Genomic DNA, 17,853 nt, shown 5'->3' with positions numbered 1-17,853 from the left:
GACGGGACATCCATGACCACCACCGAGAGCTCGACGGCCCTACCGCAGCACGGCCGCTACCCGACCGGTCAGGCTCCCGCCCGCGCCCGTGATCTGCACCTGACCGACAGCGTCCGAAGCGCCCGCGACGACGCCCGCGCCCAGGGCGGGCAGGCCGGCGCGTGGATGCCGTACCTTCCGGCGTCGGACAGCCCGTACTGCCCGCCGGGTGTGGACGCGGCCGCCCTGGTGTGGGCGGAGACGGTGGCGCCGGGCGGCTACACGCACAAGGTCCTTGCCCGCGGTACGCGGCTGCGCTTCGACGACCCGAGCGGTGACGCCTGCGCCCACCTGTTGCTCTTCAACGCCCTGGAGCCGGTGGAGCGGCTGAACGTCGCCGACACCCAGAAGGTGCCGTGGCAGGCGTACCTGGGCCGGAACCATCCGCTGCTCTCCGGCGACGGCCGGGTCCTGGCCGTGGTCAGCGGTGACTCCTCCGGCCGGCATGACGCCTTCTGCGGCACCACCACCGACGCCTGGAACGAGCGCAAGTACGGTGACGCCCGCCCCGAGGGGCCGTCGCCGTCCGGACGGGGGCTCTTCCTCAAGGCGGCCGCCAAGCACGGTCTGAGCCGGCGCGACCTGCCGCCCAGTCTCTCCTTCTTCCAGGGCGTGCGCGTCGAGCCGGACGGCACCCTGGCCTGGCAGGGCAGCGCGGGGGCGGGCACGCATGTCGAACTCGTCGCGGAGATGCCCCTGCTGGTGCTGGTCGCCAATGCCGCCCATCCGCTCGATCCTCGTCCCGGCTACGTCGTCGGCCCACTGCGGGTCCACGCCTGGCGCGGTGCCCCGACCGGCCCGGACGAGCCGCGGTTCACGGCGACTCCGGAACTGCACCGGGCGTACCTCAACACCGTCGACTACTGCGAAGCACGGGGGTTGTGACATGGCGACCACACGGACCGGGACCACGCCCGTCAGCCGCCCGACCGCCGCCGGCGGCACGGTCGCCTCCACCGTCCCGGTCGGCGCCGTCCACGCGGAGGGCTCCCCCCTCGACTGGGGCGCGAGCCTGGTCGAGGGCGACGTCGTCCTGGACGAGACGGTGGCCCCCAACGCGCCCTGGTCGGCGGTGGTGCGGACGGGGCACGTCCTGACGATCGTCGACGTCGGCGGCAACCAGTCGGCCGACTGTCTGCTCTACGACGCCGACGATCCCGAGGAGCGCTACAGCGTCCCCGACACCCTGGCCTGGCAGGGCAACGCCTATGTGCGCACCGGCACCGTGCTGCGCAGCAGCGAGGGCCGCCCGTTGATGACCGTCGTCGCCAACGAGGTCGACCGCCAGGACACCATCGGCGGCGCGTGCGGCAAGGAGTCCAACACCCTGCGCTACGGCCATCATGTGATGTTCCAGCACGGCTGCCGTGAGAACTTCCTCGCCGAGGCCGGGCGGCGTGGCCTCGGGGTGCGGGACATCGTCTCCAACCTCAACTGGTTCATGAACGTGCCCGTCGAGGCGGACGGCGCGCTGGGCATCGTGGACGGCATGTCGGCGCCGGGCCGTCGGGTCGCGGTGCGCGCCGAGACGGACGTGCTGGTGATGGTGTCCAACTGCCCGCAGATGAACAACCCGTGCAACGACTTCAACCCCACTCCGCTGCGGATGATCGTCGTGGAGCCGGCACCGGTCGGCGTCGACGCACGGTCCTCGGAAGCCGCTCGCACCGCGAAGGAGGGCGCGTGATCCGCCCCACCGCCGTTCTCGTCGCCAACCGCGGTGAGATAGCCCGCCGTGTGATCCGCACCGCCAGGAGGATGGGCCTGGGCACCGTCGCCGTCTTCTCCGACGCCGACCGGGCCGCCCCGCACGTCCGCGAGGCCGATCACGCGGTCCGCCTCGGTCCGGCGCCCGCCCGGGCGTCGTATCTGCGCGGGGAGGCGATCATCGAGGCCGCGCTCGCCCATGGCGCGGGCATCATCCACCCCGGCTACGGCTTCCTGTCCGAGAACACCGCCTTCGCCCGTGCCGTGGAGGAGGCCGGCCTGCGTTTCGCGGGACCGACCGCCGACCAGATCACGGCCTTCGGTGAGAAGCACACCGCGCGCACCCTGGCCAAGGCCGCCGGAGTGCCGCTGCTGGCCGGGACGGAGTTGCTCGCAAGCGCCGAGGAGGCCGTCACCGCGGCCTCCTCGATCGGGCTGCCCGTGATGGTCAAGGCCACCGGCGGTGGCGGCGGCATCGGCATGCAGGCCTGCGCCACCGCCGATGAGGTACGCGGGGCCTTCGCGCGCGTCGCGGCGCTCGCGGAGTCCCACTTCGGGTCCGCCGGGGTGTTCCTGGAGCGCCTCGTGCGCCCCGCCCGCCACGTCGAGGTGCAGGTCTTCGGCGACGGCACCGGCCGGATCGCCGTCTTCGGCGACCGGGACTGCTCGTTGCAGCGCCGCAACCAGAAGGTGGTCGAGGAGGCCCCGGCCCCGGCCCTGCCCCCTCATGTGCGGGCACTGCTGCACGACTCCTCGCGCCGGCTGCTCGCCTCGGTCGGCTACCGGGGCGCGGGGACCGTGGAGTTCGTCTACGACCCCGTGCGCGAGGAGGCCGCCTTCCTGGAGGTCAACACCCGCCTCCAGGTCGAGCACCCGGTGACCGAGGAGGCCTACGGCGTCGACCTCGTCGAGCTCATGCTCGTCCTGGCCCGCGACGGCCGGGTCGAGGACGCGGTGTTCGAGCGGAGGTGGACGCCCGCCGGCCATGCCGTGGAGGCCCGCGTCTACGCCGAGGACCCCGGCAAGGACTCGCTGCCGTCCTCGGGCCTCATCACCCGGGCGGCCTTCCCCGGCCAGGGCGCCGACGAGATCCCCGGCGTGCGTGTCGACGGCTTCGCCGAGACCGGTCTGGAGGTCTCGCCGTACTACGACCCCATGCTCGCCAAGGTGATCGCGAAGGGCCCCACCCGGGAGGCCGCGTTCGACGTGCTCGGCCAGGCCCTGGCCGCGAGCCGGGTCGACGGCATCGTCACCAACCTGGGCCTGCTGCGCGAGCTGACCTCGCGGGGCGAGGTGCGCGAGGCCGTGCACAGTACCAGCACGCTCGCCGCCACGGCCGACCCCGAGCCGCGCATCGACGTCCTGGTGCCGGGCGCGATGACCACCGTTCAGGACCTTCCGGGCCGGCTCGGCTACTGGCACGTGGGCGTGCCGCCGAGCGGCCCCTTCGACGCCGTCTCCTTCGCCGAGGCCAACCTGGCCGTCGGCAACCCGGCCCAGGCCCCTGGCCTGGAGGTCACCGCGGGCGGGCTGGGCCTGCGCTTCTCGGCCCCCACTGTGGTCGCCGTCACCGGCGCTCCCGTCCCGGTCACGGTCGACGGCAGCGCCGTAGCCCTGTGGGAGCCGGTCACGGTCGCGGCCGGCGCCACCCTGGTGCTCGGCGCCTGCCGGGGGCCGGGCCTGCGCAGCTATGTGGCCGTCCGGGGCGGCATCGACGTACCCGAATACCTGGGCAGTGCCTCCACGTTCACCCTCGGCGGCTTCGGCGGGCACGCCGGCCGGGCGCTGCGCGCCGGAGACGTCCTGCGGCCCGGAGCTCCGTCGACCGCCGGCGGCGGTCCCACCCCGCCCGAGCGCCGGCCGGCGATCACCTCGCACTGGCAGATCGGTGTGACCGAAGGGCCGCACGCGGCACCCGAGTTCTTCACCCGCGAGGACATCGACACCCTCTACGCCACGGACTACAAGGTCCACCACAACTCGGCCCGCACCGGCGTCCGCCTGATCGGGCCCAAGCCGCGGTGGGCCCGCCAGGACGGCGGTGAGGCCGGGCTGCACCCCTCCAACATCCACGACACGCCGTACGCGGTGGGTGCCCTGGACTTCACCGGCGACACGCCGATCATCCTGGGCCCCGACGGGCCGTCCCTCGGCGGGTTCGTCTGCCCCGCGGTGGTGGCCAGCGGCGACCTGTGGAAACTCGGCCAGCTCCGCCCCGGCGACACTGTCCGCTTCGTACCGGTCCGGGAGGCCGAGGCGGCCGCCCTCGACGCCCGCCGCTCCTCCCCCACGCTGATCAGCACGGGCGGAGACGGCGACGACGGCGTTCTCGGCCGCCTGGAGGCCACCGATGCCCGGCCCGCCGTCACCTACCGCCGGGACGGCGACGACAACGTCCTGGTCGAGTACGGCCCCATGGTGCTCGACCTCGGCCTGAGGATGCGGGTCCACGCCCTGCAGGAGACCCTCGCCGCGCACGCGCCCGACGGCGTCCTCGATGTCACCCCGGGCATCCGCTCGCTCCAGATCCACACCGACGCCCGCCGGCTGAAGGCCCGTGACCTCACCGCCCTGCTGCGCGAGCTGGAGGACGAAGTCCCGCCCAGCGACGAACTGGTGGTCCCCTCCCGCACGGTGCGGCTGCCGCTCAGCTGGGACGACCCGGCGACCCGGCTCGCCATCGAGCGGTACATGGCCGGTGTGCGCGACGACGCCCCGTGGTGCCCGTGGAACATCGAGTTCATCCGCCGGGTCAACGGCCTTCGGACCGCCGACGACGTCTACCGCACCGTTTTCGACGCCTCCTACCTGGTGCTCGGCCTCGGCGACGTCTATCTCGGCGCCCCCGTCGCCACCCCGCTCGACCCGCGGCACCGCCTGGTGACCACCAAGTACAACCCCGCCCGCACCTGGACCGCGGAGAACTCCGTCGGCATCGGCGGCGCCTACCTGTGCATCTACGGCATGGAAGGCCCCGGCGGCTACCAGTTCGTCGGCCGCACCGTGCAGATCTGGAACCGGTTCCGCAAGGGCGGCCTGTTCCAGGACTCGCCGTGGGCGCTGCGCTTCTTCGACCGCATCGAGTGGTATCCCGTCACCGCGGAGGAACTGCTCGAACTGCGGGCCGAGACCGACGCCGGGCGTGGTGACTTCCCGACCGAGGAGGGCACCTTCTCAATCGCCGAGTACAACGCCTTCCTGAACGCGGAGGCCGACTCGATCGCCGCGTTCCGCCGGCGGCAGAGCACCGCCTTCGAGGCCGAGAAGCAACGCTGGCGAGCCGCGGGAGAGTTCGACCGCGACGACGATCCCGAACCCGTGACCGCCGCAACTGCCGTCGCCGTACCGGACGGCGCGATTCCGGTCACCGCGCCGTTCACCGCCACCGTCTGGCAGATCACCGCCGAGCCAGGCGCCACCATCGCGAGCGGCGATGCGATCCTCTCCCTGGAGGCGATGAAAATGGAGTCCACCGTGAGCGCCCCCACCGCCGGGACACTGCTGGAGATCTACGTCAAGCCCGGAGAACAGGTCGCCCCCGGCCAGATCGTCGCGGCGGTGAAGGCATGAACACCATGACTCCGGCCGCACGCGTCCAGGCCGCCTACGACCGTATCGAGGACGCCGGCCGGCCCGAGATCTGGATCCACCTCAGGCCGCGCGAGGAGGTGCTCGCCGAGGCGGCCGGCATCGACCCGGCGCTGCCGCTGGCCGGCCTGGTGGTGGCCGTCAAGGACAACATCGACGTGGCCGGCCTCCCCACCACCGCGGGCGCCCCGTCGTACGCCTACGAGCCGCAGGCCGACGCGCCCGCGGTGGCGCGGCTGCGCGCGGCCGGCGCGGTGGTGCTCGGCAAGACCAACCTGGACCAGTTCGCCACCGGCCTGGTGGGCACCCGCAGCCCCTACGGCGCGGTGCGCAACGCCTGGGACGCGGCCCGTATCTCCGGCGGGTCGTCCTCCGGATCCGCCGTCGCGGTGGCGCTGGGCATCGCCGACATCGCGCTCGGCACCGACACGGCCGGCTCCGGGCGGGTGCCCGCCGCCCTCAACGGCATCATCGGCGTCAAGCCCACCAAGGGCCTGGTGCCCGTGACCGGGGTGGTCCCCGCCTGCTACACGCTCGACTGCGTGACCGTCCTCGCCCGCGACCTGCAACTCGCCCGCACCGCCGCGGAGTTCGTGGAAGGCCCCGATCCGGCCGATCCGCTCTCCCGCACCGGTACCCAGCTTCCGCCGCCCCCCGCGCGCCCGCGGATCGCCGTACCGGCCCGGGAGCATCTGAACGGCCTGGCCGACGGCTGGCGCGAAGCCTTCGACGCCGCCGTCGCCCGCCTGGCGGGCACCGGGACGGAGATCGTCGAAACCGACATCACCCCGCTGCTTCAGGCCGCGGACCTGCTGTACGGCGGCGCGTTCGTCGCCGAGCGGTACGCCGCCGTGGGCGCGCACCTGGAGAAGCACCGCGACCTGATCGGGGCGGACCTCGATCCGACCGTCGCCGCCATCGTGCTGGCGGGCCGGGAGAAGACCGCCGCCGACTGGGCCGCCGACGCCGCCAGGCTCGCCGCGCTCGGCGCCGCCGGACGCGCGGTGCTCGACGGCTGTACAGCCCTCCTGACGCCGACCACCACCTGGCATCCCACCCTCGATGAGGTGGCGGCCGACCCGGTCGGCGCCAACGCCCGGTTGGGGCGCTTCACCAACTTCGCCAACCTGCTGGACTGCGCCTCGCTCGCCGTTCCGGCCGGGTTCGTGGACGGCCTGCCGTTCGGCGTGATGTTCACCGGACCGGCCTTCTCCGACCGCGCCCTGGCCGCGCTGGCCGAGCGGTTCGCCAACCCCGGGGTCGACCTGTTCGTGGTCGGCGCCCACCTCACCGGTCAGCCCCTCAACGCCCAGCTGGTGCAGGCCGGCGGCACCCTGACCGGCCGGGCCCGCACCGCAGGCGGCTACCGGCTGTACGCCCTGGCCACCGAGCCGCCCAAGCCCGGCCTGCTCCGGGTCACCGAGGACGGGCGGGACGCCGGCGCCGGGGCGGGTCACGCCACGGCGTCAGGCGGCGACGCGCGGACGGGCGTCGAGGGCGAGATCTGGCGGCTGCCCGCTGCCGGGTTCGGGGCGATGACCGCCGCCGTGCCCGCGCCGATGACCATCGGCACCGTCGAACTGGCCGACGGGCGGCAGGTCTGCGGCTTCCTCGTCGAGCCGTACGCCGTCGAGGGCGCGCCCGACATCACCCGCTTCGGCGGCTGGCGGGCGTACACGGCCTCCGCGTGACCGGAGGCCGCAGGGCGGACACCCGGTGGCAGGATGGGGCCATGACGACGACGCGTCCCCGTCAAGGCAGGCCCCGGCACACGCCGCCGTCCGACCCCGGCACCTCCGCCCGGGAACAGATCCTCGACGCCGCCGGGGCGCTCTTCGTCGACCATGGGATCACCAGCACCAGCACCCGCATGATCGCCGAGCGGGTCGGCATCAGGCAGGCCTCGCTCTACTACCACTTCGCCACCAAGGAGGAGATCCTCGCCGAGCTGCTGGCGACGTCCGTGCGGCCCAGTCTGCAGATGGTGGACCGGATCCGGGCCCTGGTGCCCGAGCAAGCGGATGCGGCCGCCGCACTCTACGCCGTGGCCGCCATGGACGTACGCACCCTCTCCCGCACTCCGTACAACATCGGCACGCTCTATCTGCTGCCGGAAGTGCGGACCGAGCGGTTCGACGCCTTCCGGGCCGAGCGGGGCCGTCTGCAGTCGAGCTACGGCACGCTGGGCGCCCTGGCGGCGACCGAGGACGTCGCGCGCGGCCTGCCCGCCGAGCGGCTCGGTGAACTGCTGATCCAGCTGGTGGAGGTCGTCATCCAGATACGGCGCTCCCGTGAGCCGGATGCGGCTGACACCGAGGCCATCGCGTCGTCGTGCCTGCGCCTGTGCGGTCTCGGAGAGCCGGCGGTGGCCGCCGCCCGGCAGGAGGCCCGAACCCTGCTGAGCAGCCTGGACTGACCGCCGGCCCACGGCACACCCTCCAGCGATCGTGCGGCTTTCGGAGAAGGCCTGGGCCGAGTTCGTGCCCTTCCTCCAGTTCGACACCGAGATCCGCCGCGTCGTCTGCACCACCCATGCGATCGAGTCGGTCAACGCTCGCATACGAAAACCCGTCCGGGCCCGCGGGCACCTCCCGAACGATCACTCCGTTCCGAGACACACGTTCCAGATGTCGCGGGCCGGGCGGAAGTCGTGCTGGGGCAATGGGAACTTGTCCCACAGGATTTCCGAGTGGATCTCGCCACTGAGAACTGCGGTGAGGAAACGGGTCACGGTCATCTCGTACCCGTTCCCAGTCCTCTCCAGACTCGTCGTTGATCATGACAGTACGGCTGTCGGGATCGTCGCCGGGTCGTACGAGCCAGTACAGGTACTCTCCGTTGTCTGTGGTCGCCCAGCAGATCAGACGAGCACTGTCGTTTTCCAGTTCGGCGGGTGTGTCCTCGTACATCCACAGTGACCCATTGGCCTCGTCACGCTCTGCGGAGGTCTTGAGCTGGTCATAGACATCATTGGGGCAGCCGGGCTCCAGGAGCAGTAGGTATCCATCGACAAGGCCGCCCCCGTACGCGTTGACGAGTTCCTTGTAGTCCGTGGGCAGACCGGTCTGCAGTGTTGCTTCGGCGGCCTCCCAGTCAGGAGTCTGCTCTGGTGCGGTGGGCCGTGGCAGGAACTCGGTGAGCCGGTTCAGCTCGGGGTTCATCGGAAGGCTGTTCCTTTCTTCAGCGCTTTGATTCCATAGGGCGAGGATGGCCGTTCCTCCGATGTGGCTTCCGTGAGGGTGCATCGCCAGCCGTGGCTGCGTTTGCGCACCTGCGGGTCTGATGCCGCCCGCACCGTGCGCACACAGCGCGCCCGCAACCAGGGGCGGCAGCAGCGCGCCGGCAAGCGGGGCGGGTGCCCCTGCGCTCTACGCGGTCGTATCCGGTGCAGCCTGTGCGGGCGCTAGATGCAGCCTGTCACCATCCGCAGCCGCGTCTACTACCGCTGCCAGGGCAAAGAGGAAGAAGCCGCCCCGGCGGAACCCTTCACGAGTACCAACCTGCCGCGTAGCCAGGCCGGATGATGTACCGGCACGCGCGCCTCTGCCTTCTGCGACGGCCCGGGGTACCTGCCCTTACTGCACCAGGTCTGCGATGTCCGACACCAGGAACTCCCCGAAGCCGAGCGAGTCGCCGAGGGCGGAGATGCGCTCGTGGAGTTCCCGGTCGATGGTGACGTCGGACACCGACAGGACCCGCAGGGTGAAGCGGAGCGCGAGCTCGGGCGAGCACAGGCGTGCGCAGGACGCCAGGGCGCTCGTCACCGCGTCGTCCACTGCATACCGGCCCAGCGAGCCGATGACCTCGAGTACGCCGGTCAGCTGGGCGGAACCGGGGTCGACGTCCACGGGACTCAGCCCGGGCGAGGGCTTTCCGCTCAGCCACAGGCGGCATTCCGCGTCGATGGCCCGCATCCATTCGGTACCCGACTCGGCGGAACCAGGGAATGCGAAACCTCCGTCGACGCTGGCCGTCCAGAGTGTCTCCACGTGCTCGTCCGACATTTTCTCGCCTGCGCAGGCGGCGTCTCTGCCGAGAATTTCCACGGCCCGCGGATCCTGCCCCTCCCACAGATAGGCGCGCAGTACGTCCCGCGGCGACCCGGTGTTCGTCCAGTCCTGATGGAAACGGCTTGTCAGGGCGGTGATTCCATAGTCGAACTCGGTGAACCTGGCCAATGTCGTCCCCATCATCTTGGATAGGCCGTCTTGACTATATATCCGCCCGGTGCCCCGGGTTGCCGCTGCAGCAGGACGGTATACGAGTTACCCGTCCGCGTGATGCTGCCGTCGGCATGCGCCGCCCAACCGAGGGGATTGTTGGCCCCGAAACGGCCGGTGAGCGGTAGCTCCTGGTCCGTACCCTTTCTGAGCCAGTTGGCGATCCGGCGTGGGTTTCCCGCGATCGCGTAGTCGACGACCTGCTGTGCGGTCTGCTGGTCGTGGAAGACTCCGTTCGGACCGCCCTTCTGCTGAGCCAGCTCCCGGGCACGCTGCGGCGAGACGTTCACGCGCTCGTCAAGGGTGTGTGCGAGGCGCGGGTACCTCTGCCTGGCGTCTTCGAGGTCTCCCGGCCGGCAGGTCAGTCCCAGGATGTCGCCGAACGTGTTCGGGTCGTCGACATAGGCATAGGGGTGCGGGGAGGGCGAGATGCCGAACGGGTCGGGACTGCAGTACCGCCCCGTCTCCGGGTCGTAGTACCGGGAGTAGTTGTAGTGCAGCCCGGTCTCCCGGTCGGCGTACTGGCCAGGGAAGCGGAGCGGGCAGGCAGTCTCGTCATGGCTCTCGGGGCTCTCGGGGCTCTCGGGGCTCTCGGGGGCCGGCAGTTCCACGCCCCACAGAGTGCTGCGGTGCTGCCAGGCCAGGTCGCCGCCGACGGTGACGAGTTCCGTCGGCGTGCCGATGGGATCGGTGATGACTGCGTGGAACCGGGGCGCGCGGTCGGCATCGTTGTCCACGGCCAGCTGCGCCAGCAGGGAGACGCCCGGCTCGCGGACGAGGGGGCGGTGGTCGGTCTGGGTGACGGGGCGGTGCGTGCCGGGGGCGTAGTCCCAGGTGCTGACCCGGGCGGTGGTGGTGCGTTGTTCGGCGAGACATGTGCCGTCCCAGACGAAGTCGGTGCGGTCGATCGCCGAGCCGTCGTCGGTCAGACGCTGTTTGGACGTGCGGCGGCCGAGCGGGTCGTAGGTGTAACGCCAGGTCTCGCCCTGTGGTGTCTCGACGGTGCTGAGGCGGTCCTCGGCGTTCACGTGTAGGCCCACACCCGCTTCTGGCCATTGAGGAGCCTGTGGGTACGGCGGACGAGGCGTCCCTGCGCGTCGTGCCGGTAGGTGGTGCGGTCCTCGTCGTCGTAGGTGAAGCGGAGTGGTTCACCGCTGGAATCGATGACCTCGGTGAGGCGGCCGGCCTCGTCGTAGCCGTAGCGGACGACGACGGTGCCCGTCGTGGCGGCCGCGGGGTCGTGCCGCCCGTAGGCGGAGGGGGCTTGGTCGAGCAGGCGCAGGGCGGTGACGCGGTGCCCGGTGATGTCGATGGCGAGGTGGTAGCCGCCGGAGTGACGCAGTGCGGTGGGCATGCCGTGGGCGGTGCGGTCGAGGGTGATGCGGGTGTCGTTGCGGTCGTGCCAGCTCTCCACTCGCAGCCGGTAGGCACCGGGCGTGTCGGAGGGGGCCAGCGGACCGGCGAAGGTGCGCACGACCCCGGTTGTGGGGTCGGTGATGGTCATGACGCCGTCCGGGCTGCCGTCCCACTGAAGGGGCCAGCGGGCGCCTTTCACGGGGAGCACGGGTACGTCGGGGTGTGGCACGGGGTAGACCAGGCGCATGCCGTCGGCGGCGGCGAACACGACACCCTCGGCGTCGATCTGCACGCACTCGTCCAGTAGGCACATCCATGTCGGGCCGAAGGTGACACCGGCCCGGTGGGAGGAGAGGTGGGTGCGTTCGAAGATCAGGGGGAGGCCGGCTCGCCGACGATGCCCGGCCGCGCGCACGATCTCACTGCGGCCCGCGCCCACCGGATCATCCGGATCTGCGAGCGCTAGGGGCGTTCCCATCCTCGCCGACCGCATGGGAGTTGCTCCCGTGGGTGACGACACCCCTCAGACGCCCGCCGGGCCGTGATCTCACGCCGACCCAGCAAACCGTCAACCGCGCACTGGGCGGCGTCGCACGCTTGAAGTCCTGGCGCATCTTCCGCCGATCCCGTGCAGCCCGAATCGAATCTCGTCAATCTCTGCGGCCGTCCTCACTCTGGGGTGGCAGCACTGAAAGACCTCAGCGGATCAACGAGGCCCAGCAGGACGAGGACGCGGCGCATAAGAAGCGCGACGCGCAACACGCCGTGGAAGAAGCAATTCCGCTCGACGCGCAACAGATCCGGCAGATCACTGAGAGTCTTGGAGATATTGCACAGCGCATCCAGACTGCCGCCGTCGAGAAGAAAAGCCCGCTCTACGACGCCCTGCGCATGCACCATCAGCTACGAACACGCAACGAGGACCGCGACCGTAAGGTCGAGGCCCTCGTCACCGTATCGTCAATCGTTGTGTCCGAGGGGGGACTTGAACCCCCACGCCCGATAAAGGGCACTAGCACCTCAAGCTAGCGCGTCTGCCATTCCGCCACCCGGACTAGGTGTGTGTCGCCTTGCGGGGGCGGTTCCCCGTGGCGACAGGGACAACAATACCAAGGTTTCGGAGTGCGTTTCACCTGCGTATTCCGTCCGTGGGTGGCGGCCCGCAGGGTGCCGGGCCGCCCCGCCGGTGGGGTGTACGGATGGCGAGATCACGTGTGCGTGCCGTGAGGTCACGGCATGAGCTGGTACTCCGGGAAGTTCCCGGGCAGCCGCTCCCCGGCCGGGCCCTGCGTCACGGCGCGTACGAGGAGGTCGCCGCCGACGAAGGCGCCGCGCCAGGAGGCGCCGAAGCCGCCGAACAGTTCCTCGCGGTCGCCTCGGGAGCGGGGGACGCCGTGCCCGGTCTTGAAGGCGCGGATCTGCGGGGCGAGCCGGTCGTAGGCGGCCCGGTCGTCGGTGGAGAGGGTGGCGACCAGCGCGCCGTTGGACGCGTTCATGGCGGCCAGCAGCTCGGCCTCGGTGTCGACCAGGACGATCGTGTCGACGGGGCCGAAGGGTTCCGCGTGGTGCAGCGGAGAGGACGGCGGCGGGTTCAGCAGGGTGACCGGGTGGACGTAGGCGGAGGTGTCCTGACCGGGCAGGAACCGCGTGCCGTCGGGTTCGCCGCGGTACAGCGGTACGGCGCCCCGGTCGACGGCCTCGGCGACCTGGTCGGTGAGCTCCTTGGCCTTGGCCGCGTTGATCAGTGGGCCGAAGTCCAGCTCGGGCGGCGGGTCGGCCGGGTCCGCGACGGCGAGCGGGTGGCCCACGCGGACGGAGCGGACCCCGGGCAGGTAGGCCGCGAGGAACGCGTCGAACAGGGAGCGCTGCACGACGAAGCGCGGGTAGGCGGTACAGCGCTGCTTGCCGTAGTCGAAGAGCTTGGGGATCACGGCGGTCAGCCGCTCCCAGCCGGAGAAGTCCCAGATGCCCCAGGTGTTCAGGCCCTCCTGTTCCAGGATGTGCGGTTTGCCCAGGCCGGCGACCGCGGTGGCCACGTCGGCGCCGGTGTCGCGGCCGCCGACGAAGGACACGCAGCCGATCTCCGGCGCTCGCACCAGCGCCTGGTTCAGCTCACGGCCGCTGCCGCCGACGAGCGTGACCGGCACCCCTTCGCGGGCGGCCAGCGCCATGGCGAGGGTGAGGCAGGCCACGCCGCCGTCGGTCGGGGTCTTGGCGATCACGGCGTTGCCCGCCAGCGCCTGGACGAGGGCGGCGTGCACGAGCACGCTCATCGGATAGTTCCAGCTCGCGATGTTGGAGACCGGTCCGTCCAGCGGGGTCCGGCCGGCGAGCATGCCATCGATGCCCTCGACGTACCAGCGCACGCCGTCGATCGCCCGGTCCACGTCCGCGAGGGCGAGCCGCCACGGCTTGCCGATCTCCCAGACGAGCAGCAGGGCGAGCAGGTCGCGGTGGGCGGCGAGCGCGTCCAGGGTGGCGGCGATGCGCGCCCGCCGCTCGGACAGCGGGACGTGCCGCCAGGCGCGGTGCTGGTCGAGGGCGGCGCGTACGGCCCGCTGGGCGGTGTCGCCGTCGAGTCGTGGGGCGCCGGTGATCGGGGTGCCGTCGACCGGGGTGGTCGCCGGGACCGTACGGCCGTCGGGCCGCCAGGCGGCGCCCCAGAGGGTGAGGACGCGGTCGTCCCGGAAGGCCTCGGGCGCGGCGGCGAGACAGCGCCGCCAGGCGTCGGGGTAGGCCGTGCCGGGTTTCAGGAGGGTGGCGGCGGTCGCGGGGGTCGGCGGCGGGGTCGGGGTGAGGGTGGGTGGCATGCGTCGGCTCCGCTCTCGGTGCACGGTCGGGGCGGGGTGGTTTCGGGGCTGGGGGCGCGTTGCAGTCAGCGGTGGTGCCGCACTGGCGGCAACGGTCGGCCAGGAGGTCTGTCCTTCCGGTGTCAGCCGGTGCGCAGGGTGTCCAGGACCAGCCGCGCCGTCTCGGTGGGGGTGCGACCGACGCGGACTCCGGCCGCCTCCAGCGCCTGCTGCTTGGCGCGGGCGGTGCCGGCGGAGCCGGAGACGATCGCTCCGGCGTGGCCCATGGTGCGGCCCTCGGGCGCGGTGAAACCGGCGATGTAGCCGACGACCGGTTTGGTGACGTGGTCACGGATGTGGGCGGCGGCGCGCTCCTCGGCGTCGCCGCCGATCTCCCCGATGAGGACGACGAGTTCGGTGTCGGGGTCGTCCTGGAAGGCGGCGAGGCAGTCGATGTGGCTGGTGCCGATGACGGGGTCGCCGCCGATGCCGACGCAAGTGGAGAAGCCGATGTCGCGCAGCTCGTGCATGAGCTGGTACGTCAGTGTGCCCGACTTGGAGACCAGGCCGATCGGGCCAGGCTTGGTGATGTCGGCGGGGATGATGCCCGCGTCGGACTGGCCGGGGGTGATCAGTCCGGGGCAGTTGGGCCCGATGATCCGGGTGCCGGTGCGGCGCGCGTGCGCGGTGAAGGCGACGGTGTCGTGGACGGGGATGCCCTCGGTGATGACGACGGCGAGGGGGATGCGGGCGTCGGCGGCCTCCATGACGGCGGCCTTGGCGAACGCGGGCGGCACGAAGACGACGGTGACATCGGCTCCGGTCGCGCGCATGCCGTCGGCGACCGAGCCGAAGACGGGTACGGCCTGTCCGTCGAAGTCGACGCTCTGCCCGGCCTTGCGCGGGTTGACCCCGCCGACCACGTCCGTGCCGGCCGCGAGCATGCGCCGGGTGTGCTTCATGCCCTCGGCGCCGGTCATGCCCTGGACGAGGACCTTGCTCTCCTTGGTCACATAGATCGCCATGTCCCGAGCTCCTCAGGCGGTGCGGGCGAGTTCGGCGGCCCGGCGGGCGGCGCCGTCCATGCTGGTGGCCTGTTCGACGAGCGGATGGGCGCGCTCGCCGAGGATCGCGCGTCCGCGTGCGGCGTTGTTGCCGTCGAGGCGGACGACGAGCGGTTTGGTGAGGCGGACGCGGTCGACCGCGGCGACGATCCCGTCGGCGACCGCGTCGCAGGCGGTGATTCCGCCGAAGACGTTGACGAACACGGACTTCACGGCCGGGTCGGAGAGGATCACCGACAGTCCGTCGGCCATCACCTGGGCGGAGGCGCCGCCGCCGATGTCGAGGAAGTTGGCGGGGCGGGCGCCGCAGCCGGCGACGACGTCCAGGGTGGACATGACCAGGCCCGCGCCGTTGCCGATGATCCCGACCTCGCCGTCGAGCTTGACGTAGGTGAGGCCGCGCTCGGCGGCGGTCGCCTCCAGCGGGTCCCGGTGGTCCTCGTCCTGCGCACCCCAGCGTGCCTGCCGGAAACGGGCGTTGTCGTCCAGGGTGACCTTGCCGTCGAGCGCGAGGATCCGCCCCTGGGCGGTGCGGACCAGCGGGTTGACCTCGACGAGCAGCGCGTCCTCGCGGACGAGCACCTGCCACAGCCGTACGAGGACGTCGGCGGTCCGCGCCGGCAGCCCGGCCGCGTTCGCGATCTCCCCGGCCTTGGCGGAGGTGACGCCCTCGGCCCGGTCGACGGGGATCCGCGCCACCGCCTCCGGCCGGGTCGCGGCGACCTCCTCGATCTCCATGCCGCCCTGGGCGGAGGCGATGGCGAGGAAGCCGCCGGACGCGCGGTCGAGGACGTAGGAGACGTAGAACTCCTCGGCGATGTCGACCGGTTCGGCCAGCATGACCGTGCCGACGCGGTGGCCGTTGATGTCCATGCCCAGGATCCGGCGTGCCGTCAGTTCGGCCGCGGCGGGGTCGGCGGCGAGTCTGACCCCGCCCGCCTTCCCCCGACCGCCGGTCTTCACCTGGGCCTTGACGACGGCCCGGCCGCCGAGCCGGCGGGCGATCTCGCGGGCCTGCTGCGGCGAGTCGGTGATCTCGGCCCGGGGCACGGCGATGCCGTGTTCCTCGAAGAGCTGCCGTGCCTGGTGTTCGTACAGGTCCATGTGCGGCTCCTGTCTGGCAGGTCGTCACGGCTCCCGTGACGCCTGCGCTGGTGTCGGTGGGTCACCGCCGGACCGGTGACGGAGAGTTGGCCGGATGCCGGCGACCGAAAAGTGTGTACGCCCCCTGGACACCACCCACCGGGATGGGGGATAACAAGCTTCATACAGTATTCGTCGACTGTATGCAATCTACCGCATACAGCATGCCGTTCCGTGCACACCGCATGCCGTAGTGCGCATACAGGACACCGCGAGCCGCCCAACCCCCTACGAAAGGGACAGGACTCCGCCATGCCCGACGACACCCAGGACGTGATCTCCGGTGGTCATCTCGTTGCCAAGGCGCTGAAGGCCGAGGGGGTCGACCGCATCTACACCCTGTGCGGCGGCCACATCATCGACATCTACGACGGCTGCGTCGACGAGGGCATAGAAGTCGTCGACGTCCGCCACGAGCAGGTCGCCGCGCACGCCGCCGACGGCTACGCCCGGATCACCGGCAGGCCGGGCTGCGCGGTGGTCACCGCCGGACCCGGCACGACCGACGCCGTCACCGGGGTCGCCAACGCCTTCCGCGCGGAGTCCCCCATGCTGCTGATCGGCGGCCAAGGGGCGCTCACCCAGCACAAGATGGGGTCCCTGCAGGACCTGCCGCACGTCGACATGATGGCGCCGATCACCAAGTTCGCGGCGACGGTCCCGGACACCGCCCGCGCCGCCGACATGGTGTCGATGGCGTTCCGCGAGTGCTACCACGGCGCGCCCGGCCCCTCCTTCCTGGAGATCCCGCGCGACGTCCTGGACGCGAAGGTGCCGGCGGACCGGGCGCGGGTCCCCCGGCCCGGCGCCTACCGCGCCTCCACCCGCTCGGCCGGCGACCCCGAGGCGGTCGAGAAGCTCGCCGACCTGCTGGTGCACGCCGAGAAGCCGGCGATCCTGCTGGGCAGCCAGGTGTGGACGACCCGGGGCACCGAGGCCGCCGTCGAGCTGGTGCGCGCCCTCAACGTCCCGGCGTACATGAACGGCGCCGGACGCGGCACCCTTCCGCCCGGCGACCCGCACCACTTCCAGCTCTCCCGCCGGTACGCCTTCTCGAACGCGGACGTCATCGTGATCGTCGGCACGCCGTTCGACTTCCGCATGGGCTACGGCAAGCGCCTCTCCCCCGACGCGACGGTCGTGCAGATCGACCTGGACTACCGGACGGTGGGCAAGAACCGCGACATCGACCTCGGGATCGTCGGCGACGCCGGGCTGATCCTGAAGTCCGTCACCGAGGCGGCCTCGGGACGGATCAACGGCGGGGCCGCCAAGCGCAAGGAGTGGCTGGAGGAGCTGCGGGCCGCCGAGCGGAGCGCGCTCGACAAGCGGCTGCCGCAGCTGCGCTCGGACGCCTCGCCCATCCACCCGTACCGGCTGGTCAGCGAGATCAACGACTTCCTCACCGAGGACTCCGTCTACATCGGCGACGGCGGCGACATCGTCACCTTCTCCGGGCAGGTCGTCCAGCCCAAGTCGCCCGGCCACTGGATGGACCCGGGCCCGCTCGGCACGCTCGGCGTCGGAGTCCCCTTCGTGCTCGCCGCCAAGCAGGCCCGCCCGGACAAGGAGGTCGTCGCGCTCTTCGGGGACGGCGCCTTCTCGCTGACCGGCTGGGACTTCGAGACGCTGGTCCGCTACGACCTGCCGTTCGTCGGCATCGTCGGCAACAACTCCTCGATGAACCAGATCCGTTACGGCCAGGCCGCCAAGTACGGCAAGGAGCGCGAGCGGGTCGGCAACACCCTCGGCGACGTGCCGTACGACAAGTTCGCGCAGATGCTGGGCGGTTACGGCGAGGAGGTCCGCGACCCCGCCGACATCGGCCCCGCGCTGCGCCGGGCCCGCGAGTCGGGCAAGCCGTCGCTGATCAACGTCTGGGTCGACCCGGACGCGTACGCCCCCGGAACCATGAACCAGACCATGTACAAGTGAGGAGCGCCAGTC

General features: G+C 71.6%; 12 protein-coding genes, 1 tRNA gene and 4 pseudogenes. 8 read left to right on the top strand and 9 right to left on the bottom strand.

Annotated features, from left to right (window positions below):
- Positions 1-12: 12 nt before the first annotated feature.
- The 6 genes and pseudogenes from AB0950_RS07255 to AB0950_RS07230 all read left to right on the top strand — a co-directional run.
- Complete coding sequence (locus tag AB0950_RS07255; protein ID WP_360155869.1) at positions 13-924, top strand: urea amidolyase associated protein UAAP1; 912 nt, start codon at positions 13-15, stop codon at positions 922-924.
- Position 925: 1 nt separating this feature from the next.
- The gene (locus tag AB0950_RS07250) at positions 926-1,726 is read left to right on the top strand and encodes an urea amidolyase associated protein UAAP2 (protein WP_360575345.1); all 801 of its coding nucleotides are present in this window, start codon (positions 926-928) and stop codon (positions 1,724-1,726) included.
- The gene (gene uca, locus AB0950_RS07245) at positions 1,723-5,316 is read left to right on the top strand and encodes an urea carboxylase (RefSeq protein ID WP_366778010.1); all 3,594 of its coding nucleotides are present in this window, start codon (positions 1,723-1,725) and stop codon (positions 5,314-5,316) included. Before AB0950_RS07250 ends, uca begins: the two co-directional genes overlap by 4 nt.
- A gap of 5 nt (positions 5,317-5,321) precedes the next feature.
- A complete protein-coding gene (locus tag AB0950_RS07240) occupies positions 5,322-7,025 on the top strand; it encodes an allophanate hydrolase (RefSeq protein WP_360575395.1) in 1,704 nt (567 codons plus the stop codon).
- A gap of 41 nt (positions 7,026-7,066) precedes the next feature.
- The gene (locus AB0950_RS07235) at positions 7,067-7,750 is read left to right on the top strand and encodes a helix-turn-helix domain-containing protein (protein ID WP_366778009.1); all 684 of its coding nucleotides are present in this window, start codon (positions 7,067-7,069) and stop codon (positions 7,748-7,750) included.
- Between the two features lie 22 nt (positions 7,751-7,772).
- Positions 7,773-7,940, top strand: a pseudogene (locus AB0950_RS07230) (transposase); the annotation flags it as partial.
- Positions 7,941-8,147: 207 nt separating this feature from the next.
- Here the strand turns inward: AB0950_RS07230 and AB0950_RS07225 are convergent.
- From AB0950_RS07225 to AB0950_RS07210, 4 genes and pseudogenes are all read right to left on the bottom strand, one after another.
- A pseudogene (locus tag AB0950_RS07225) lies at positions 8,148-8,495 on the bottom strand (SMI1/KNR4 family protein); the annotation flags it as partial.
- A 414-nt stretch (positions 8,496-8,909) separates the two neighbouring features.
- Positions 8,910-9,512, bottom strand: a complete 603-nt coding sequence (locus AB0950_RS07220; RefSeq protein WP_366778008.1) for a hypothetical protein — start codon at positions 9,510-9,512, stop codon at positions 8,910-8,912.
- A gap of 11 nt (positions 9,513-9,523) precedes the next feature.
- On the bottom strand, positions 9,524-10,594 hold the full coding sequence (locus tag AB0950_RS07215) for an RHS repeat-associated core domain-containing protein (protein WP_366778007.1): 1,071 nt from the start codon (positions 10,592-10,594) through the stop codon (positions 9,524-9,526).
- Positions 10,579-11,325: a DUF6531 domain-containing protein gene (locus tag AB0950_RS07210; RefSeq protein ID WP_366778006.1), complete on the bottom strand. Its 747-nt coding sequence runs from the start codon at positions 11,323-11,325 to the stop codon at positions 10,579-10,581. The genes AB0950_RS07215 and AB0950_RS07210 overlap by 16 nt, the downstream gene beginning before the upstream one ends.
- On the opposite strand from AB0950_RS07210, the pseudogene AB0950_RS07205 reads away from it, so the two are divergent.
- A pseudogene (locus tag AB0950_RS07205) lies at positions 11,299-11,602 on the top strand (transposase family protein); the annotation flags it as partial. The gene AB0950_RS07210 and the pseudogene AB0950_RS07205 overlap by 27 nt on opposite strands.
- On the opposite strand, the gene AB0950_RS07200 reads toward AB0950_RS07205, so the two are convergent.
- The 5 genes and pseudogenes from AB0950_RS07200 to sucC all read right to left on the bottom strand — a co-directional run.
- Positions 11,580-11,810 (bottom strand): hypothetical protein, encoded by a 231-nt coding sequence (locus AB0950_RS07200; protein ID WP_366778005.1) that lies wholly within the window; start codon positions 11,808-11,810, stop codon positions 11,580-11,582. The pseudogene AB0950_RS07205 and the gene AB0950_RS07200 sit on opposite strands and share 23 nt — an antisense overlap.
- Positions 11,811-11,880: 70 nt before the next feature.
- Positions 11,881-11,965 (bottom strand) — tRNA-Leu (locus AB0950_RS07195).
- 174 nt (positions 11,966-12,139) lie between these two features.
- Entirely contained in the window at positions 12,140-13,720 is a 1,581-nt protein-coding gene (locus tag AB0950_RS07190) for an aldehyde dehydrogenase family protein (RefSeq protein ID WP_366778004.1), read from the bottom strand.
- Positions 13,721-13,842: 122 nt separating this feature from the next.
- The gene (sucD, locus tag AB0950_RS07185; protein ID WP_366778003.1) at positions 13,843-14,724 is read right to left on the bottom strand and encodes a succinate--CoA ligase subunit alpha; all 882 of its coding nucleotides are present in this window, start codon (positions 14,722-14,724) and stop codon (positions 13,843-13,845) included.
- A gap of 12 nt (positions 14,725-14,736) precedes the next feature.
- Positions 14,737-15,873 (bottom strand): annotated as a pseudogene (gene sucC, locus AB0950_RS07180) (ADP-forming succinate--CoA ligase subunit beta); the annotation flags it as partial.
- A 285-nt stretch (positions 15,874-16,158) separates the two neighbouring features.
- Here sucC and AB0950_RS07175 point away from each other — a divergent pair.
- A complete protein-coding gene (locus tag AB0950_RS07175; RefSeq protein WP_366778002.1) occupies positions 16,159-17,841 on the top strand; it encodes a thiamine pyrophosphate-binding protein in 1,683 nt (560 codons plus the stop codon).
- The last annotated feature ends 12 nt before the right edge of the window (positions 17,842-17,853 follow it).

This window comes from Streptomyces sp. NPDC007189, from assembly GCF_040703635.1.
Lineage (GTDB): Bacteria > Actinomycetota > Actinomycetes > Streptomycetales > Streptomycetaceae > Streptomyces.
Note: the sequence above shows the minus strand (reverse complement) of the source record. Positions and strands in the feature narration are given on the sequence as shown.